The sequence below is a fragment of the Sphingomonas sediminicola genome (genome assembly GCF_014489515.1).
Lineage (GTDB): Bacteria > Pseudomonadota > Alphaproteobacteria > Sphingomonadales > Sphingomonadaceae > Sphingomicrobium > Sphingomicrobium sediminicola.
Map to the genome: position 1 here is coordinate 304313 of NZ_CP060782.1, position 18125 is coordinate 322437.

Annotated in this window: 17 protein-coding genes and 4 pseudogenes; 10 read left to right on the top strand and 11 right to left on the bottom strand. The window is 64.1% G+C overall.

From position 1 onward, the window contains the following. Nucleotides 1–20 precede the first annotated feature (20 nt). Nucleotides 21–1201, bottom strand: a pseudogene (locus H9L14_RS01695) (efflux RND transporter periplasmic adaptor subunit). 209 nt (nucleotides 1202–1410) lie between these two features. Here H9L14_RS01695 and H9L14_RS01700 point away from each other — a divergent pair. Both H9L14_RS01700 and H9L14_RS01705 read left to right on the top strand, forming a co-directional pair. Beyond that, nucleotides 1411–1671 (top strand): GlsB/YeaQ/YmgE family stress response membrane protein, encoded by a 261-nt coding sequence (locus H9L14_RS01700; RefSeq protein WP_187708976.1) that lies wholly within the window; start codon nucleotides 1411–1413, stop codon nucleotides 1669–1671. A gap of 102 nt (nucleotides 1672–1773) precedes the next feature. Beyond that, complete coding sequence (locus tag H9L14_RS01705) at nucleotides 1774–2487, top strand: SIMPL domain-containing protein (protein WP_425506917.1); 714 nt, start codon at nucleotides 1774–1776, stop codon at nucleotides 2485–2487. Between the two features lie 62 nt (nucleotides 2488–2549). Here the strand turns inward: H9L14_RS01705 and H9L14_RS01710 are convergent, their stop codons facing one another. The 3 genes from H9L14_RS01710 to H9L14_RS01720 all read right to left on the bottom strand — a co-directional run bounded on the left by H9L14_RS01710 (nucleotide 2550) and on the right by H9L14_RS01720 (nucleotide 3596). Further along, nucleotides 2550–2801, bottom strand: coding sequence for a GlsB/YeaQ/YmgE family stress response membrane protein (locus H9L14_RS01710; protein WP_187708978.1), 252 nt, complete (start codon nucleotides 2799–2801; stop codon nucleotides 2550–2552). A 171-nt stretch (nucleotides 2802–2972) separates the two neighbouring features. Next, on the bottom strand, nucleotides 2973–3272 hold the full coding sequence (sciP, locus tag H9L14_RS01715) for a CtrA inhibitor SciP (protein ID WP_187708979.1): 300 nt from the start codon (nucleotides 3270–3272) through the stop codon (nucleotides 2973–2975). Nucleotides 3273–3365: 93 nt separating this feature from the next. Beyond that, on the bottom strand, nucleotides 3366–3596 hold the full coding sequence (locus tag H9L14_RS01720) for a hypothetical protein (protein ID WP_222949888.1): 231 nt from the start codon (nucleotides 3594–3596) through the stop codon (nucleotides 3366–3368). Nucleotides 3597–3681: 85 nt separating this feature from the next. Between H9L14_RS01720 and mnmA the strand changes: the two genes are divergently transcribed. Both mnmA and H9L14_RS01730 read left to right on the top strand, forming a co-directional pair. After that, a complete protein-coding gene (gene mnmA, locus H9L14_RS01725; RefSeq protein ID WP_187708981.1) occupies nucleotides 3682–4797 on the top strand; it encodes a tRNA 2-thiouridine(34) synthase MnmA in 1116 nt (371 codons plus the stop codon). Then, nucleotides 4784–5248, top strand: a complete 465-nt coding sequence (locus H9L14_RS01730; protein ID WP_187708982.1) for an NUDIX hydrolase — start codon at nucleotides 4784–4786, stop codon at nucleotides 5246–5248. Before mnmA ends, H9L14_RS01730 begins: the two co-directional genes overlap by 14 nt. Here the strand turns inward: H9L14_RS01730 and H9L14_RS01735 are convergent. From H9L14_RS01735 to pdxH, 4 genes and pseudogenes are all read right to left on the bottom strand, one after another. Continuing rightward, entirely contained in the window at nucleotides 5234–6535 is a 1302-nt protein-coding gene (locus tag H9L14_RS01735) for an APC family permease (protein ID WP_246444334.1), read from the bottom strand. The genes H9L14_RS01730 and H9L14_RS01735 overlap by 15 nt on opposite strands. Continuing rightward, a pseudogene (locus H9L14_RS01740) lies at nucleotides 6499–7282 on the bottom strand (PhzF family phenazine biosynthesis protein). The gene H9L14_RS01735 and the pseudogene H9L14_RS01740 overlap by 37 nt, the downstream one beginning before the upstream one ends. Then, nucleotides 7279–8160, bottom strand: coding sequence for a cation diffusion facilitator family transporter (locus H9L14_RS01745; protein WP_246444680.1), 882 nt, complete (start codon nucleotides 8158–8160; stop codon nucleotides 7279–7281). Before H9L14_RS01745 ends, H9L14_RS01740 begins: the two are co-directional and overlap by 4 nt. A gap of 77 nt (nucleotides 8161–8237) precedes the next feature. Next, nucleotides 8238–8819, bottom strand: coding sequence for a pyridoxamine 5'-phosphate oxidase (gene pdxH, locus H9L14_RS01750; protein ID WP_187708985.1), 582 nt, complete (start codon nucleotides 8817–8819; stop codon nucleotides 8238–8240). Nucleotides 8820–8898: 79 nt separating this feature from the next. Between pdxH and H9L14_RS01755 the strand changes: the two are divergent. The 4 genes and pseudogenes from H9L14_RS01755 to H9L14_RS01770 all read left to right on the top strand — a co-directional run. Beyond that, nucleotides 8899–9795, top strand: a pseudogene (locus H9L14_RS01755) (DnaJ C-terminal domain-containing protein); the annotation flags it as partial. Nucleotides 9796–9892: 97 nt separating this feature from the next. After that, a complete protein-coding gene (locus H9L14_RS01760) occupies nucleotides 9893–10873 on the top strand; it encodes a YihY/virulence factor BrkB family protein (RefSeq protein ID WP_246444336.1) in 981 nt (326 codons plus the stop codon). Continuing rightward, nucleotides 10870–11673 (top strand): enoyl-ACP reductase FabI, encoded by an 804-nt coding sequence (fabI, locus tag H9L14_RS01765; protein WP_281389404.1) that lies wholly within the window; start codon nucleotides 10870–10872, stop codon nucleotides 11671–11673. The genes H9L14_RS01760 and fabI overlap by 4 nt, the downstream gene beginning before the upstream one ends. Then, entirely contained in the window at nucleotides 11673–11948 is a 276-nt protein-coding gene (locus H9L14_RS01770) for an acylphosphatase (RefSeq protein WP_187708987.1), read from the top strand. Before fabI ends, H9L14_RS01770 begins: the two co-directional genes overlap by 1 nt. Here H9L14_RS01770 and H9L14_RS01775 read toward each other — a convergent pair. After that, a pseudogene (locus tag H9L14_RS01775) lies at nucleotides 11945–13233 on the bottom strand (adenylosuccinate synthase). The gene H9L14_RS01770 and the pseudogene H9L14_RS01775 sit on opposite strands and share 4 nt — an antisense overlap. Nucleotides 13234–13357: 124 nt before the next feature. Here H9L14_RS01775 and H9L14_RS01780 point away from each other — a divergent pair. Next, complete coding sequence (locus tag H9L14_RS01780) at nucleotides 13358–14008, top strand: protein-L-isoaspartate(D-aspartate) O-methyltransferase (RefSeq protein WP_222949889.1); 651 nt, start codon at nucleotides 13358–13360, stop codon at nucleotides 14006–14008. Nucleotides 14009–14027: 19 nt separating this feature from the next. Here the strand turns inward: H9L14_RS01780 and serA are convergent, their stop codons facing one another. Both serA and H9L14_RS01790 read right to left on the bottom strand, forming a co-directional pair. Beyond that, entirely contained in the window at nucleotides 14028–15617 is a 1590-nt protein-coding gene (gene serA / locus H9L14_RS01785; RefSeq protein WP_281389405.1) for a phosphoglycerate dehydrogenase, read from the bottom strand. Beyond that, nucleotides 15614–16780 (bottom strand): phosphoserine transaminase, encoded by a 1167-nt coding sequence (locus H9L14_RS01790; protein ID WP_222949890.1) that lies wholly within the window; start codon nucleotides 16778–16780, stop codon nucleotides 15614–15616. The genes serA and H9L14_RS01790 overlap by 4 nt, the downstream gene beginning before the upstream one ends. A 365-nt stretch (nucleotides 16781–17145) precedes the next feature. Between H9L14_RS01790 and H9L14_RS01795 the strand changes: the two genes are divergently transcribed. Next, on the top strand, nucleotides 17146–18102 hold the full coding sequence (locus H9L14_RS01795) for a M23 family metallopeptidase (protein ID WP_187708989.1): 957 nt from the start codon (nucleotides 17146–17148) through the stop codon (nucleotides 18100–18102). The last annotated feature ends 23 nt before the right edge of the window (nucleotides 18103–18125 follow it).

The following is an 18125-nucleotide window of genomic DNA, read 5'->3' on the forward strand; positions in this document are numbered from 1 at the left end:
GCTAATACTCTCCGTCCGGCTTAGCGCGCGGCCTGCCGCCTCGGATTGACCTTCTGCCCGGGGTTGAGGAACGGCCCGGCCGACAGCACCACCGCCTCGGTTCCGGACAATCCCTCGACGATCGTTACGCCGGCTTGGTCGACGCTTCCGATCTTGACCGTGCGGCGCTCGACCTCGTTCTTCGCGTTGATGATGTAGACGTAATTGCCTCCGTCATCGCTGAGCACGGCGCTCTGGGGCAGGAGCGGAGCAGTCGCCGCGCCCGCGCCGATGCGGGCCTCGGCGAAGCCGCCGGGGCGGATCTGCGGATCGTAGGGAACGAGGATCCGGACATCGCCTTGGCGCGATTGCGGGTCGATCGTTGGCGCGACCTGCCAGACCTGGCCAGCAAAGCTGCGATCGGAACCGACCGGGGTGACGCTCGCTGCCATGCCGGCTTTGACGAGCGCGAGATCCTGCTGCGAAATCTGCGCGCGCATCTCCATTTGGCCGCCTTCGGCAAGGCGGAACAGGGCCCCGACCCAGGGCTGACAATCTGGCCGACTTCGACGTTGCGCTCGAGGATCAGCCCACTTGCAGGCGCGCGGACGTCCAGCCTGCCGATTTCGGCGCGGGTGGCGTTGAGCTGCGCCTGGTTCACGCGAACCTGGGCATTCGCCGCATCCCGTGCGGCGCGCTTGGCGTCGATCTCGGCCTTCGACACGAAGCCGCGGCCCTGAAGCGCGATCGCCCGCTCGTAATTGTTTTGCGCAAGGGCGGCATTTGCCTTCGCTGCAGCGACCTGGGCGGCAAGCTGCGAGGCCTGCTGCGCCTGGACCGACCGGTCCACCGTCGCAAGCGTCTGACCTGCTTTGACCCAGGTTCCCGCATCAACAAGCACGCGAGTGACGCGTCCGCCTGTTCCCGGAATGCCGACCGGCTGGTCACGTCGTGCCGCCAAAGGCCCGCTGGCGGTCACGGTGCGCGCGACTTCGCTGCGGCCCGGTACGATAACGGTGACGGTCGGGACCTGGCTAACTGCCTGACCTCCGGGACCGCCCGCATTCGTCGTCTCTTCGCTTCCGCCGCGCATCAGGAAGAAGGCGAGCAGCAGCACGATGATCGCAACGCCGCCCGCGATGAGCATGGTGCGCCGGCGCCGCGAGCGGTCCACGACCACCAGGGTATCGGAGCCCTCGAAAGAAGATGTTTCCCGGTTCATTTCCACTTCTCTTGCCACGCCCCACGAATCTGACAGCGGTTCGGCGGAACTGTATTACCCGAATAAGTCAGTGGCCGCAACTGACCCTGTGTAATCGGACCCGGCTACAGTTTTTCGACCAACGGCGGCACTTGTGTCGCGAAGGCGCGTTGGCCCAAACTGCTGCGAGCCGCAGCACTGACATGGGCGGATTTAAAGGGGAAGCGGAAATGGAAACGTACGGCATCCTTGGATGGATTGTGATTGGCGGTCTTGCCGGCGCGATCGCGAAGCTGCTCATGCCAGGCCGGGACCCCGGCGGCTGCATCATCACCATCCTGCTCGGTATCGCCGGAGCTCTTCTCGCCGGCTTCCTAGGCCGTTCGGTCGGCTGGTATCATGATGGCGAAGGCGCGGGCTTCCTTGCCGCCATCGTCGGAGCGTTCGTTATCCTCCTCATCTACCGGTTGGTGCTGGCGCGCCGCCGCTGACCTGCTGAATGAAAGGTCGCATTGTCGTTCAGCAATCAGCCATGGCGCCGATGTGACGTTTCGCCTTCGTTTCGAAGGTTCAGGAGGATCTGGATGAAGAGCATGTGGATGGCGCTGGCACTTAGTGCGGCTGCGCTTCCGGTAACGTCCGTCGCTGCCCAGGCTGCCGAGCTGCCCATGCCACCGATCACCGGCACCCGGCTCGACATCAGCGCGACCGGCGAGGTCACGCGAGTCCCGGACGTTGCGATCATCTCCGCGGGTGTCGTCACCCGGCAGCCGACGGCGAGCGCCGCGATGCAGGAGAATGCCTCTCGCATGGAGCGCGTTCTGGCTGCTTTGAAGCGGGCGGGGGTCGCGGATCGCGATATCCAGACCAGCTCGCTCAACCTCAATCCCGAATATCGCTACCAGGAAAATCAGCCACCGCAGCTGGTCGCCTACTCCGCCTCGAATCAGGTCAGCATCCGTTTCCGCGATATCCGCAACAGCGGGCGGATTCTCGATGCGCTCGTTTCGGAGGGGGCGAACCAGGTCAACGGTCCCTCGCTGACCATCGACAAGCCTGAATCTGCTTTGGACGAGGCGCGTGAGCAGGCGATCGCCAAGGGCCGCGCGCGCGCCGAGCTCTATGCCCGTGCCATGGGAAAGCGCGTGGCACGCATCGTCTCGGTGAGCGAAGGCGGAGGAAGCTATCCGGTGCCGCCGCCGGCTCCAGTCTTCATGGAGGCTCGCGCCCAGGCTGCCGATACCAAGGTCGTGGCCGGCGAGCAGAAGCTGCAGGTCACCCTCTCAATGGTATTCGACCTCCAGTAATCCAAAAGAAAAGGGCCGCCCGGTCTCCCGAACGGCCCTTCTTTTCTCCGAGTACCGATCGTCTAGCGAACCGATCCGCGGCGAATGAGGTTCACGATCGCCAAAAGGATGACCGCGCCAAGCAATGAATAAAGGAAAGTTTCAACGGTCAGCGCCGAATTGATGCTGCCGCCGAAGATCAAGCCGGCAATCACGGCGCCGACAATGCCTACCACGATATTCAGCAGGATGCCCTGTTGTGCGTCGGTCCGCATGATGAGGCTGGCCAGCCAACCGCAAACACCACCGACGATGAGCCAAATAATGATACCCATGTAGCGTTCCCTCCTGTTCGTGGGCCGCCATCAATACTCAGCGGCCTTCCGGCATCTAGACGCTGATGCGCGGCGGTTGTTCCGGATTCGGAAGGAACTGTCCAGTTTTTTGGTTAATGCACCGCGGAACTGCGGGATAAATTACCCGCCGTAACGACCGGAACCGGGGAACTAATAGCGCTGTTGGCGCTCGTATTGGTCGCGGTAATGCTTGATGCGGGTGACGCGCAGGCCAGGCATGCCGCTGCGATCTACCGCACGCTGCCAGCTCGTGAATTCCTCAAGGCTCAGAGAATACCGCTCGCATGCCTCGTCGACCGTCAGCAGGCCTCCCGCAACCGCCGCGACAACCTCTGCCTTCCGGCGCACGACCCAACGGGTGGTGCCGGCAGGCGGAAGGCTTTCGAGCGTCAAAGGCTCGCCAAGCGGTCCGATAACCTGTGCTGGCCGAATCTTCTGGTTCTCGAGCATCTCTTCGTTAAACCCGCTTAATCATTGTCGATGGCACCGGTCTTAAAGCCTGGCCCTTGAAGACATTCTGAAACACGCTGGTTAATTTACCCCTCACGTATCCTTCGCGTCCTTTAACCCTTCCGTCGCCGGCGATTCCGCGAAGGCGCCGCCAAGGACGTCTCGGGCTTCACGCCACCCGGGACCGGCCGCCAGAAGGCGAGCGATCGCTAGCCTGCGGTCGCCCCGCGCGCTGGCGAGCTGGGCCTCGAACGCTGCGACAAGCTCAGCGGCATCCATGCCGACAGGTCCCGCAGCAGTGAATTTCGACTCCGGCCGAGACAAATTACCCCTCTTCGACAGCCCCGACTGACTGTCGGCCTAGCTCACAGGGGTGAAATTCAGGTAAAGAGACCCCAAGAAAGCTCCAATGCAGATCGATTTCGGCCTCGATCGCGACCTTCGCGAAGCACGGATCGTCGTCGCCATGTCCGGCGGCGTCGACAGCTCCGTCGTGGCCGCGCTCGCCGCGCGTACGGGCGCGGAGGTGATCGGCGTCACACTGCAGCTCTACGACCATGGCGAGGCGGCGAAACGTTCGGGCGCCTGCTGCGCGGGACAGGACATCTATGACGCGAGCATGGTCGCCGAGCGCCTCGGCATCGCGCACTACGTCCTCGATTACGAAAGCCGCTTCCGCGACAGCGTTATCGAGCATTTCGCCGACGAATATGCCCGGGGACGGACGCCTGTGCCTTGCTCGCTCTGCAACCAGGGCGTGAAGTTCAGGGACCTGGTGGCGTTCGCGAAGGAGCTTGGCGCGGACTGCCTCGCGACCGGGCATTACGTCCGCCGCGTGGTGAACGGCGACAGTGTGGAACTTCACAAGGGCGCCGACCCGGCGCGCGACCAGAGCTACTTCCTCTACGGTACGACGCGCGAACAGCTGGATTTCCTGCGCTTTCCGCTAGGTGATCTTCCGAAAAGCGAGGTTCGCCGGATCGCCGAAGAGGAAGGGCTGATCGTTGCCGCCAAGCCCGACAGTCAGGACATCTGCTTCGTTCCCGACGGCGACTATGCGGGCCTTGTGCAGCGGCTTCGGCCGGAGACTATCGCCGCCGGAGAGATCGTCGACCTCGAAGGCCGCGTTCTCGGCACGCACCGCGGCGTCGTTCACTTCACGGTCGGACAGCGGCGCGGGATCGAGGTCGGCGGCCAGAAGGAGCCGCTCTACGTCGTCCGCATCGAGCCGGAGCAGCAGCGGCTGGTGGTGGGACCGCGCCGCGCGCTCGCCGTCGAGGAGATGCGTGTCGAGGAAATCAACTGGATCGCCGAGGACCAGACGGAAATCGGCGTGAAGGTTCGGTCGCTCGCTTCGCCCGTTCCCGCAAGCATCGACGGCGGCCAGGTCCGCTTTGCGTCGGCAGAGTACGGTGTCGCGCCCGGCCAGGCCGCGGTCTTCTATGACGGCACGCGGATGCTCGGCGGAGGATGGATCGCCGAAACCCGGTCGGCGGTTCGAAGCGCGATGGATGCCGCCGCCTAGCGCCGGCATTCTGCTGTTCCGGCAGCGTGGGGAAGAAACCGAGGTCCTGCTGATCAAACCGGGCGGCCCTTTCTGGCGGAACAAGGACGCGGGCGCCTGGATGATCCCGAAAGGCGCGATCGAGCCGGGTGAGACCGCAGCCGATGCCGCTCTACGGGAGTTCGAGGAGGAAATCGGACATCCGCTCGGCGGGATCCCCTTTCCCTTGTGCTCGATCAAACAGTCGGGCGGAAAGCAGGTCGAGGTCTTCGCGGCAGAGGGCGACGTCGATGCAGCCGCGATCGAGAGCATTCATTTCGAATTGGAATGGCCGCCGAAGAGCGGACGGATGCAGGCCTATCCCGAAGCTGAGGAAGCACGCTGGATGCCGCTGGGGAAGGCCCGGCGAATGATGCTGCCAAGCCAGTTGCCAATCCTCGATGCGCTCGAAGCGAGGCTAAGAGGCAGATGATCGCTTCGGCGTAAAAAAATAGAGAAGCAACCCCGCGCCCGACAACACGGCGAGCGTCAGCCAGGCCGTCCGATCTGCCTGGGCCGCGACGAGCACGCAAATCAGCACACCGATGGCGGCGATCAGCCAGTGGGAGGCGCCGATGCGCTCGGGCGGTTGCGGCGCGCGCGGAAGAGCGAGGATCGTCACCGAGTAAATGATCATTCGCGCGAGAGTGCTGACTACCGCCAGCCAGACGAAGCTTCCGCTGATGGCGAGCACGGCGATCAGCCCAGCGAAAAATAAGATCGATGCAGCCGGCGTGTCGAACCGGCGATTGACCTTCGCCAGCCACCCCGGAAGCTCGCCGCGCTCTGCCATGGCAAAAGTAACTCGGGGCGTCGCGGCCATGTTGCTATGGAGGTTGCCGGCGGTGGAGAAGATCGCGGTTACGCCGATGACAAGCGCGCCCACAGGTCCGATCAGCCATGCGCCAAGGGCAAGAAGAGGCGCGTCTTGTCCACTTTCGAGGCCAAAAGGAAAGACGGCGACAAAGGCCAGTTGCACGAAAAAATAAAGAAGCGCGACAGTGCCAATCGTCCCGAGCAGCGCCCGCGGAAGTGTGCGGTTCGGCTCCTTGGTCTCACCAGCCGTGACCGTGGCATTTTCGAATCCAACGAATGCGTAGAAGACGATCAGGACGCCCGTTTCGACCTCGTTGACCGGCGGAAGTGGACCGGGCGTCGGCACCCCAGCGATTACGAGCGCTCCCAATGCCGCCAGCAGGAGAGGGACTGTCTTCAGCAAGGTCAGCCCGCCAAGCACTCGCATGGCCGAGCGGACGCCGGAAATGTTGATTGCCGCGAAGCCGGCCACCAACGCCAACATCAGTCCGACCCGGATCGCTCCGCCATCGGCGCCCGTCCACCAGCGCGCGAAATAGGAGACGAGCACGTTTAGGTTGGCCGCGAAGGCCGTCGCCCTCGCCACGTAATAGATCCACCCGAGCTCGAACCCGGCAAGTCTGCCGAACACGCGTCCGTAGGTCGCCGGTCCGCCGCTCTCCGGGAAAGCTGCAACGGAACGAGAGAAGGGAACCGCGATCAGCAACGACGCGATGCCGACCAGCGGGAAAAGCCAGGGCGCGGACGTGCCGAAATCCGCGGCCAAGGTCGCGGGGAGTGCGAAGATCGATGCTCCGATCGCGCCGTTGAATGCAAGCAGCAACGCCCCGCCGATACCGATCCGGCGCGGGAGACCGTGCTTGTCGCTCAAAGCTGGAACGTACCCGCGATGATCGTGAAGCAACGTCCGCCGAGCGCCACACGGTCCCCTTGAGCCGGCAATGCAACACGCCTCTCCGCACGCTCGCCTGCAGCGCGGTAAAGCTCTCGCGGCCTAGGCGCTCAGCCCAGTAGGGCACCAGCGCTCCATGTGCCGACCCAGTCACCGGGTCTTCGTCGATTCCGGCATAGGGAACGAAGACCCGGCTGGCGATGTCCTGCTCCTCGCCTCTCGCCGTAACCACGGCCATGCGACGGATCGTCTTCAGTTTCGCGAAGTCGGGCGAAACCGCCAGCACCTCCGCTTCACTTTCAACCTGGATGATGGCGCTGTCGTTGAATCCCGGAGATGCCAGCCAGACCGGCCTCGGACTAAGGCCAGCGCCTCGCAAAGCTCGGGCTCATCGACCTCGATCAACTGGGCCGCCGGAAGGTCCAGTTCGAGCAGGTCGCCATTGCGCGTCACGGTCAGGATTCCGGCCTGCGTGCTGAACCGCACCCGGTCCATGTGGATCAATATGTGGCCGGCCGCGAGCGTCGCATGTCCGCAGAGGGGTACTTCGACCGCAGGCGTGAACCACCGCAGCTCGTAGTCGGCATCCTCGCCCTCGAACGGGACCGTGAAGGCCGTCTCCGCGAGATTATTCTCCGCCGCGATCGCCTGCATCACGTCGTCCGGAAGCCACCGATCGAGCGGCATCACACCCGCCGGATTCCCCGTCAGGGGCCTCTCGGCAAACGCGTCCACCTGGAAGAAGGGAGTTCCGGTCATGATGCCTTCTCCGTGATTTCGGACGGCAACATCGTTTCGCGGTCAGTGTGCCCTTCCGGATCGAGGTGGATCAGTATCTCTGTTGCAGGGAAGCGCGCCTGAAGCTCTTCCTCGATCCGATCCATCCGGTCGTGCGCATGCTGGACCGTCCAGTCGCCCGGCACCCAGACGTGGAATTGGGCGAAGTGATGCGTCCCGCTCGTGCGTGTGCGCAGGTCATGCAGTCCGGCAAGCTCGGGATATTCCTTCGCTGCCATCAGGAATCGCTCACGGATGTCTTCCGGCCACTCCCGGTCCATCAGCTGATCGAGCGCATGGCTGGACGAAGTCCACGCTCCCCACAGCAACCAGAGTGCGATGAGCAGTCCGAAAACCGCGTCGGCGCCGGGCAATCCCGCGTATTGGTCGAGCACCAGCGCCGCGATCACCGAGATGTTGAGAAGAAGGTCCGAGGCGTAGTGAAGACGGTCGGTGGCGATCGCGACCGATCCGGTCCGCCTGACCACATGCCGCTGGTAGGCAATCAACGCGAGGGTGAAGCCAACCGCGACAATCGACACGGCGATCCCGAGCTCGGCGTCAGTCGTCTGTTCCCCGTTGATCAACCGTTCGATGGATCGATAGCCGATGAACAGCGCGGAGAGAGTGATAAGAATGACCTGGACCAAAGCGGCGAGCGCTTCCGCCTTGCCGTGGCCGAAGCGGTGATCGGTGTCCGCGGGCTGCGCGGCAACGCGGACGCCGAGGAGCACGACCAGGCTTGCGAGGAGGTCCAGCCCGCTATCGGCCAGAGAGCCGAGCATGGCCATCGACGATGTTTCGACCGATGCCCAGGTCTTCAGCCCGATGAGAAGCACCGCCATGGTGATGCTCGCCATCGCGGCGCGCGCGGTTAGCGCAGAGCGCTCGTCGCCATGGGCATGATGATGGCCGTGATGGTGCTGATGCACTCCGCTCACGGGTAGAGAAGCCCCTCGCGCCATCCGCCCGCGGCCGGCGTGAACACGCGGCGCTCGTGAAGGCGGTGGGGCCGGTCGCTCCAGAACTCGAACGATTCGGGCTTCATCCGGAACCCACTCCATCGCGGTGGCCGTGGCACGGTATCGCCGTCGAAGCGGCGGCTCATTTCGTCAAAGCGCTTCTCAAACGTCTCTCGAGCGTCGAGCGGGCGGGACTGCCATGATGCCCAGGCGCCGAGCTGGGAATCGCGGCCGCGGGTGGCGAAATATTCGTCGGCATCGGAATCGCTCACCGTCTCAACGGGGCCTTCGACACGCACCTGGCGGCGGAGCGACTTCCAGTGGAACAGCAAGGCGGCGCGGGAATTCGCGGCCAGCTCGGCGCCCTTCCGGCTGTCGAGATTGGTGTAGAAAGTGAAGCCGTCAGGGCCATGCCCTTTCAGGAGGACAATGCGAACGGACGGGCGGCCATCGGGTGTCGCAGTCGCCAGGGACATGGCTTCCGGGTCGTTCGGCTCGCTCGCCTGCGCCTCCGCAAACCAGTCGGAAAAAAGCTGGAATGGATCGCTGTCTGCCACGCTTCGGGCTTAGGCTTGGAGCAGCCTTTGCCGCAACCCATCTGGTAACGAGAGGTGTGTTACGGCATTGGAGCAGGTCATGGACCTGTATCAAAGGCTGGGCGTGCAGCGCGGCGCGAGCGAAGCGGAGATCAAGAAGGCGTACCGCAGCCTCGCGAAACAGCTGCATCCCGACCGCAACAAGGATAATCCGAACGCCGCCAAGCGCTTTGGCGAAGTGACCGCGGCCTACGACCTGCTGTCAGACAAGGACAAGCGCGCCCAATACGACCGGGGCGAGATCGACGAAGACGGCAATCCCAAGATGCCGTTCGGCGCTGGCGGGTTTGGCGGCAGCGCGCGGCCGGGAGGTGGCGGCTTCGACGGATTCCAGGGCGGATTCGCGGGCGCCGAGACCGCCGACCTCAGCGATTTGTTTGAAGGGCTGTTCGGCGGAGGCGGCGCCCGGCGCGGGGGTGGCTTCGGCGGATTTCGTCAGCGCGCCCGCGCGCCCCAGAAGGGTGCGGACATCGCCTACCGGCTTACCGTCTCATTCGTGGATGCGGCGACGCTCAGCCCACAGCGTATCACCCTGGCCGACGGCAAGACGATCGACCTCAAGCTTCCCAACGGGGTCGAGGAGGGACGAAGATCCGCCTCGCCGGCAAGGGCGAGCAGGGCCGGGTGGCGCGGGCGACGGGCTGGTGACGATCTCGATCACATCGCATCCATTCTACAAGCGCGACGGGAACGATATCCGGCTGGACTTGCCGATCACGCTCAAGGAGGCTGTGCTGGGCGGAAAGGTCAAAGTGCCCACGCCGGATGGCCTGTGATGGTCACGATCCCCAAGGGCAGCACATCGGGCAAGGTGCTTCGCCTCAAGGGTCGCGGTTTCACAGGCAGGAACGGCAAGCGCGGCGACCAGCTCGTGGCGCTTGAAGTGGATCTACCTCCGGACGACGCCGAACTGCAGTCATTCGCCGAGAAGTGGGCGGCGGCGGCAACCCGCGCGCGAACCTCGGGTTTAGCCGCACTAGATGCAGGACCACTCACCGCTATCCCCTGAGGAACGCCGCAAGCAGCTTGCGAGCATGAGCGCCGCCTTTGGGCGTGACGTCGCAGTCAAGCTTCAGCACCGCATCGACCCGTGGGAGGTCATCAAGCGGATTGGCGTTGGCGTCTATAACGACGGCTTCATTCACGCCGGAAATCTCGCCTACCTGGCGTTGCTTGCGCTCTTCCCGTTCTTCATTGTCGCTGCTGCTCTCGCCAATCTGCTCGGCGCGTCCGAGAATGGCCGAAGGACCGTTATTTCGATCCTCGCGCAATTGCCGCCCAACGTAGCTGACGTTCTTCGCGAGCCGATCGCCGAAGTCCTATCGGCGCGGACGGGCCCGCTGCTCTGGATCGGCGCAATCATCGGCCTGTGGACCGTCGGAAGCTTCATCGAGACGATCCGCGACATCCTTCGCAGGGCCTACGGGGTGAAATATTGCGCGCCTTTCTGGGAGTACCGGCTCGCTTCGATGGCGATGATCGTCGGAGCGGTCTTTCTGCTGATGGTCTCGTTCAGCGTCAGCATCATCCTCAGCTCTGCGCAGCACGCCATCGAGCACTGGGTTCCGATCTTCCAGAACGTTGCGGACGCGATGACACTGTATCGCGTGGTCCCAGCGCTCGTCCTTTTCGCAAACGTATACCTGCTGTTCCTACTGTTGACGCCGTCGCGTTACCGGAAGGTGGGTTGCAAGAAATGGCCAGGCGCACTGCTCATCACTGCCTGGTGGCTTATTACCGCTGAGCTGCTGCCGGAGGTGATCGGACTTCTCGGCGGCTACGACCTCACTTACGGAAGCCTCGCCGGCGTAATGGTCGTCTTGATTTTCTTCTTCATGGTCGGGCTCGGCGTGGTTATGGGCGCGGAGCTCAACGCGGCGCTGGCGGAAGCTTCGCCGACGGCGCTAAAGGGCGAAGTCTATTCCGGTCCGTACAAGGACCAGCTCGAGGTCGAAGAGCCGCAACCCGGAGAGGATGTGGAGCTCGTACCGCAACCAGAGGGACCGCAGCTTTGAGTAAACTCATGCAGGGCAAAAAGGGCCTGATCATGGGCCTGGCCAACGACCGTTCGCTGGCCTGGGGCATTGCGCGCGCACTCAGCGAGCAGGGCGCGGAGCTGGCCTTTTCCTATCAGGGCGAAGCGCTCGAGAAGCGTGTCCGGCCGTTGGCGCAGGAGCTCGGGTCCGAGCTTCTGATCGACTGCGACGTGTCGGACATGAAGGCGCTCGACAAGGCGTTCGCGGAACTGAAGTCGAAGTGGGAGACGCTCGACTTCGTCGTTCACGCCATCGGCTTCTCTGACAAGAACGAGCTTCGCGGGAAATTCGTCGACACGACAATCGATAACTTCCTGCTGACCATGAACATATCGGTCTACAGCTTCATCGCGGTCGCGCAGCGCGCGCGGGCGATGATGAACCCGGGCGGTTCGATCCTGACCCTCAGCTATTACGGCGCCGAGAAGGTCATCCCGCACTACAACGTCATGGGCGTGGCCAAGGCGGGCCTTGAGACCAGCGTCAAATATCTCGCTGCCGACCTGGGCCCAGAAGGCATTCGCGTGAACGCAATCTCCGCCGGTCCGATCAAGACGCTCGCGGCAAGCGGCATCGGAGACTTCCGCTACATCATGAAGTGGAACGAATATAATGCGCCGCTGCGCCGCAACGTGACGATCGAGGATGTCGGCGGGGCGGGGCTCTACCTGCTTTCGGATCTCGCAAGCGGGGTTACGGGCGAGGTCCACCATGTCGACGCCGGCTACAACGTCGTCGGTATGAAGGCCGAGGACGCGCCCGACATCGCGACGGTGTGATGGGCATTATCGCTCGCCACGTTGACGTGAGCGGTCGGGTGCAAGGGGTGTTCTTCCGCGCGTGGACCGAGGAGCAGGCGGAGCGGCTGAAGGTTCGGGGCTGGATTCGCAATTGTCCCGACGGTTCGGTCGAGGCTCATCTCGAGGGTGACGAAAGCGCCGTGAACTGGCTGATCGACCTGATCGGCGACGGCCCGCCGAGCGCTCGTGTCGCCAACGTCCGGGTCAGCGACGCGGCGGTCGCTGGACTGACCAGCTTCGAGGTGCGCGGCTAGCCCGCGAATGGGTCACGGACGAGGATCGTGTCGTCGCGCTCGGGGCTGGTCGAAACCAGCGCCACCGGGCAGCGGATCAGCTCCTCGATGCGGCGGACATATTTGATCGCGCGCGCCGGCAGATCGGCCCAGCTGCGAGCGCCGCGCGTCGATCCGGGCCAGCCTTCGATCTCCTCATATTGCGGAACTACTCGCGCCTGGTCCTGAGCGTGCGGCGGGAGGTAATCGAACGTCTGTCCGTCAATCGTGTAGCCGATGCAGATCTTCACTTTTTCGAAGCCGTCCAGGACGTCGAGCTTCGTCAGCGCGACCCCGGTCACGCCGCTGACAGCGACCGACTGGCGGACGAGCACTGCGTCGAACCATCCGCAGCGGCGGCGGCGACCAGTGACCGTGCCGAACTCGTGCCCGCGCTCGCCGAGCCGCTGGCCGATCTCGTCGTCGAGTTCGGTCGGGAAGGGCCGGAGCCCACGCGGGTCGTGTAGGCCTTGGTGATGCCCAGCACGAAACCGGCCGCTGACGGACCCATGCCCGTTCCGGGACCGGTCGCGCCTGAAACGGTGTTGGACGAGGTTACGAACGGATAGGTGCCGTGATCGACGTCTAGAAGAACGCCCTGCGCGCCTTCGAACAGTATGCGCCGGCCGCGGCGCTGCGCAGCGTCGAGGTCGCGCCAGACGGGTTTCGCGAACGGCAGGACGAAGTCGGCGATCTCCGCGAGGTCGTTGCGCAGGCGCTCGCGGTCAACCGGCGGCTCGCCGAAACCAGCGCGCAACGCGTCATGATGGGCGCAGAGGCGGTCGAGTAGCGGCTCCAGCTCGCCGAGATGGGCGAGGTCGCAAACCCGGATCGCCCGGCGACCGACCTTGTCCTCATAGGCAGGACCGATGCCACGGCGGGTTGTTCCGATCTTGCCAGCGCCGCTCGCATCTTCGCGCAAAGCGTCGAGGTCGCGGTGGATCGGGAGAATAAGAGGGCAGGTCTCCGCCAGCATCAGGATTTCCGGCGTGACCTTCACGCCCTGTTCCCGGATGCGCTCGACCTCTGCCTTCAACGCCCAGGGGTCGAGGACCACGCCATTTCCGATCACAGAAGGGGTGCCGGTCACGATTCCGGACGGCAGCAACGACAGCTTGAACGTCTCTCCGTTCACGACGAGCGTGTGGCCGGCGTTGTGGCCGCCCTGGAAGCGGACCACCATGTCGGCCCGGCTCGCGAGCCAGTCGACGATCTTTCCCTTGCCCTCGTCGCCCCATTGCGCGCCGATGACCGTTACGTTGCCCAATTCGAATCCCTTTGTGTGGAGGCACGGCGCTCCTAGGGGGCCGGGGCGCAAGCGTCCAGTTTCGGGCGTTTGGAACGCCTGCGCCCGGGGCCGTTCGGCATGCAGAGGTCTGCGCATGAAGCCGATGACCGAACAGCATCTGGCGATTTACCGTCGACATATGGTCGAGATCGTCGACATGCATTTCGACTTGTCGCGTGAGGAGATTGGAAAAGATCACCTCGATCCCGAGCTTCGTCGCGCTCTGATGGATGTCCCGCGCCACTTATTCGTTCCCCAGAGCCTGATGCTGATGGCCTATCAGGACACGCCGCTCCCGATCGGCTTCGACAAGACGATCTCGCAGCCGTTCATCGGCGCGCTAATGATTGACCTGCTGGGCGTCGAGCGAGGGACCCGGGTGCTCGAAGTGGGAACGGGCTTCGGTTACCAGGCCGCGGTCATGGCCGAGATGGGCGCTGAGATGTTCAGCGTCGAAGTCGTCGAAGAGTTCGCCGACGGCGCGAAGGCGAGGTTTGAGTTGCTCGGGTACGATATCGAGGTGCGCGTCGGCGACGGAACGCGCGGCTGGCCCGAACATGCGCCCTTCGATCGCATTCTCGTCACGGCCGCCGCGGAAGAACCGCCTCCCGCGTTGATCGAGCAGCTTGAACCCGGCGGTCGAATGGTCATCCCGATCGGGGGAGGGAAATCCAGCAGCTCAGCGTCATCGACAAGACCGGCAGCGGCGAGATCCGGACGCGCGAAATCATGCCCGTCCGGTTCACCGAGCTAGAGACCTCGTCGAGCGGACCTCAGAAGGTCAGCGGCACGACCTGACGGACGCCTGGAAGCTTCCGAAGCTCTTCGGTCAGTTCGGGCGTGATCGGGTCGTCGACCGCCACCAGCGCGACTGCCTCTCCACCGGCCTTGCGCCGGCCGAGGTTGAAGGTCGCAATGTTGACGCCTGCCTTGCCCAACGTCGTTCCGAGCGAGCCGATGAAGCCCGGCGCGTCGGTGTTGACGATGTAGATCATCCGCGGGGTCAGGTCGGCCTCGACTGCGACACCGAAAATGTCGACCAGACGCGCAGCGCGGTTGCCGAACAGGGTGCCGGCAACACGCTTGTCGCCCTCGGCTGTGCCGACCGTCACGGCGACGAGGGTATGATAATCCACCTCTCGCTCGTGGCGGACTTCCTTGACGTCGAGTCCGCGCTCCTTTGCGTAGACCGGAGCGTTCACCATGTTCACCGTGTCGGAATAGGTGCCCATCAGGCCCGCCAGCACCGCACCGGTGATCGGCTTCATGTTGAGCTCTGCGGCTGCGCCCTCAACCTCGACCGCGACCGACCGGATGTCCGCTCCCGCGACTTGTCCGACGAGGCGTCCGAGCTTCTCCGCCAACGCCATGTAGGGTTTCAGCCGCGGCGCTTCCTCGGCCGACAGCGAGGGCATGTTCACCGCATTGGTGATCCCGCCGAGAAGCAGGAAGTCCGCCATCTGTTCCGCGACTTGGATCGCGACGTTCACCTGAGCCTCGTTGGTCGAGGCACCGAGATGCGGCGTGCAGATCAGGTTGGGCGTCCCGAACAGCGGGTTTTCTTTCGCCGGTTCCTGCATGAACACGTCAAGCGCCGCTCCGGCGATATGCCCGCTCTCGAGACCTTCCTTGAGCGCCGCTTCGTCGATGAGGCCGCCGCGCGCGCAATTGACGATGCGTACGCCCGGCTTGGTCTTCGCCAGCGCCTCTCGCGACAGGATGCCGCGCGTTTGATCGGTCAGCGGGGTGTGCAGCGAGATGAAGTCGGCGCGACGCAGAAGCTCATCGAGTTCGACCTTGTCCACGCCGAGTTCGAGAGCGCGTTCAGGCGAAAGGAAGGGATCGTAGGCTACCACCTTCATCTTCAGCCCGTGGGCCCGGTCGGCGACGATCGAGCCGATATTGCCGCAGCCGATCAGGCCCAGGGTCTTGCCGCTGAGCTCTACACCCATGAAGCGGTTCTTCTCCCACTTGCCGGCTTGCGTGGACTGGTCCGCAGCGGGGATTTCACGGGCCAACGCGAACAGCATTGCGATGGCATGCTCGGCGGTCGTGATCGAATTGCCGAAGGGCGTGTTCATTACGACGATGCCGCGAGCCGTTGCGGCCGGAACGTCAATCGTGTCGACGCCGATACCCGCCCGGCCGATGACCTTCAGTCGCGGGATCGCCGCATCCATCGCCTCGGCATTGACCCTGGTCGAGCTGCGGACGGCAAGGCCGTCATAGTCGCCGATGATCGCCTTGAACTCTTCCGGCGTGAGACCTGGCTTTTCGTCCACCTGGATGCCGCGCTCGCGGAAGATCGCCGCCGCGCGCGGGTCCATTTTGTCTGAAATCAGTACGCGCACTTGCTCGCTCACGCCGTCGCCTCCCAAGCCCAATCGAGCCAGGGCCCGAGCTTCTCTATGTCTCCAGTGTCGACGGTGGCTCCGCACCAGATGCGGATACCGGGCGGCGCATCGCGGTAGGCGCCTATGTCGTAGGCGGCGTCCTCCACCTCGAGCAGCTTCACGATCGCCTTCTGGCGCGCCTTGTTCGCTTCCTCGTCGGCGCGATCTGCGAACTGGAGGCAGACGGAGGTGTTCGACCTGATTGCCGGGTCGCCTGTTAGATGCTGGATCCAGTCTGACGCCGCGACCCAGCGGTCGAGCGCTCCGGCGTTCGCATCTGCCCGGGCGATCAGCGCGTCGAGACCGCCGACCCGCTCCGCCCAATCCAGCGCAACGAGCCAGTCCTCGACCGCGAGCATCGAAGGTGTGTTGATGGTCTCGCCCTTGAACACGCCTTCGATAAGCGCGCCGCCTTTGGTCAGGCGGAAGATCTTGGGAAGTGGCCGGTTCGTCTGGGCTTGCTTAAGCCGCTCGACTGCGCGCGGGCTGAGGACGAGCATGCCGTGCCCGCCTTCACCGCCGAGCGCCTTTTGCCAGCTGAAGGTGCCGACATCGATCTTCGGCCAGTCGATACGCTGGGCAAATGCGGCCGAGGTCGCATCGCAGATGGTAAGGCCGGTGCGGTCTTCGGCGATCCAGTCGGCGTTCGGCACCCGGACGCCGCTGGTCGTCCCGTTCCACGTAAAGACCACGTCGCTCGCCGGATCGATGCCGCCCAACTCGGCAATCTGTCCGTAATCGGCGGTGCGGACCTCTGCTTTCAGCTTCAGTTGCTTGGAGACATCCGTCACCCAGCCAGCGCCGAAGCTTTCCCATGCGAGCATGGTGACCGGCTTCGGTCCAAGAAGCGCCCACAGCGCCATTTCGACCGCACCGGTATCCGACGCCGGAACGATGCCGAGCCGATAGTCGGCCGGCAGCTGAAGCAGCGCCTTGGTGCGCTCGATGGTTTCCTGCAGCCGCGCTTTGCCGAGCGCCGACCGGTGCGACCGTCCGAGTGATCTTGTGTCGATGCGACTTGGGGACCAGCCTGGCGGCTTGGCGCAGGGGCCCGACGAGAAATGCGGGCGAGCCGGTAGAGTAGCGGGTTTCGGCCGGCGCAACGTCGCGCCTGCCGCTGTCGTATCAGTCAATTCAACTCTCCTCGCAGAGAGCACGCGCCGCGTTGGGACGGCGTGGCCCGCCGACGTTTCTAGCGGCGATTGCGGCATCGGCAAGGCAGTGCGAAATTATCGCAGATCAAGGTCAAACAGCGCCTGATTCGGGCGCTCTTCCCTCTGTGGTTGACGCAATTTGCTCATTTCACCGCAGTGAGCGGACGACTCGTCCCGGCTGGAGGAACCGAAGGTTGAATTCATTAACCGGGGCGGGTCAGTCTCCCCTCGCCAGCTGGTGGTGGGCAAACTCTGTTGGCAGGTGGGGGCTGGGGAGCTCCTTGATCGATGGAATTTCGGACCGCGTTTTTGCGCGGCCCGCATGGATTTGTGGAGCGAGGGTCATGTCTACGGTGTTGGCGGCGACGTCCGGCCTTTTCAGGGACCGCGATTTTTTTGTGCACGACGGAAAGCAACTTCGCAGGTTCCGCCTGTCTGCCTCTGCTCAAATTGTCGTCTTCGCCGCATTCTTCGCGCTCGTTGCGTGGTCCAGCTACTCCGTCGCCCGCATCCTGACTCCAGCTCCTGCCCCAATCGCCACCACCGAAGCTTCCTCCACCGATTACGCAGCCCAGGTCGCCCAGCTCACAGCTGAAACCGAGCGCCGGGTTCAATTGATCGAGCAGCGCCAGATGGCTCTGGCAGCAGCTCTCTCCAGCGAGAACATCGACAAGTCGACGCTCGAGCGTCTCGGCTTCTATCCTTCAAGAGCCGGCCAGGACGGCCGCGGCGGCCCGTTCGACGGCAATGCCGACCCGACCTTCAAGCAGCTGTTCACGAGCTGGAAGAAGCTCGACAACCTCGCGTCCGGCGCAATTGCCGTTCCTTCGGACAAGCCGGTCAAGACCGCCGCTTTCACCAGTGGCTACGGCGTCCGCTCCGATCCGTTTCGCGGCTCGGCAGCGATGCACCCCGGCATAGACCTCGCGGGTCCGTACGGCACGCCGATCTACGCGACCGCCGACGGTACCGTCCTTCGTGCCGGCTGGAACAGCGGCGGCTACGGCAATCTGGTCGAGATCGACCACGGCCGCGGCATCGCTACCCGCTACGGCCACCTGTCGCAGGTTCTCGTCCAGGCGGGTGCCCACATCACTCGCGGTCAGCTGATCGCCCGCATGGGCTCGACAGGGCGCTCGACCGGCAGCCACTTGCACTATGAAGTGCGCATCGACGGCCGTCCCGTGAATCCGATCCCGTTCATGAAGTCGACCGACTATCTGGTCGCGATGCAGAAGAACGCCGGAACGCACTCGATGGACACGATCGCCCTTGGCGGTCCGTCGGGCGGCAAGCGCTAATTCTTGCCGCTTCGGCGGTGCCA

What these genes read in the sequence shown, in the direction of transcription:
- H9L14_RS01710 (WP_187708978.1), bottom strand. Translation starts at nt 2,801, where the DNA reads ATGGGTATCATTATTTGGCTCATCGTCGGTGGTGTTTGCGGTTGGCTG.
- H9L14_RS01730 (WP_187708982.1), top strand. Translation starts at nt 4,784, where the DNA reads ATGCCGCCGCCTAGCGCCGGCATTCTGCTGTTCCGGCAGCGTGGGGAA.
- H9L14_RS01760 (WP_246444336.1), top strand. Translation starts at nt 9,893, where the DNA reads ATGAGCGCCGCCTTTGGGCGTGACGTCGCAGTCAAGCTTCAGCACCGC.
- H9L14_RS01705 (WP_425506917.1), top strand. Translation starts at nt 1,774, where the DNA reads ATGTGGATGGCGCTGGCACTTAGTGCGGCTGCGCTTCCGGTAACGTCC.
- sciP (WP_187708979.1), bottom strand. Translation starts at nt 3,272, where the DNA reads ATGCTCGAGAACCAGAAGATTCGGCCAGCACAGGTTATCGGACCGCTT.
- mnmA (WP_187708981.1), top strand. Translation starts at nt 3,682, where the DNA reads ATGCAGATCGATTTCGGCCTCGATCGCGACCTTCGCGAAGCACGGATC.
- H9L14_RS01700 (WP_187708976.1), top strand. Translation starts at nt 1,411, where the DNA reads ATGGAAACGTACGGCATCCTTGGATGGATTGTGATTGGCGGTCTTGCC.
- H9L14_RS01780 (WP_222949889.1), top strand. Translation starts at nt 13,358, where the DNA reads ATGACCGAACAGCATCTGGCGATTTACCGTCGACATATGGTCGAGATC.
- H9L14_RS01770 (WP_187708987.1), top strand. Translation starts at nt 11,673, where the DNA reads ATGGGCATTATCGCTCGCCACGTTGACGTGAGCGGTCGGGTGCAAGGG.
- H9L14_RS01745 (WP_246444680.1), bottom strand. Translation starts at nt 8,160, where the DNA reads ATGGCGAGCATCACCATGGCGGTGCTTCTCATCGGGCTGAAGACCTGG.
- H9L14_RS01795 (WP_187708989.1), top strand. Translation starts at nt 17,146, where the DNA reads ATGTCTACGGTGTTGGCGGCGACGTCCGGCCTTTTCAGGGACCGCGAT.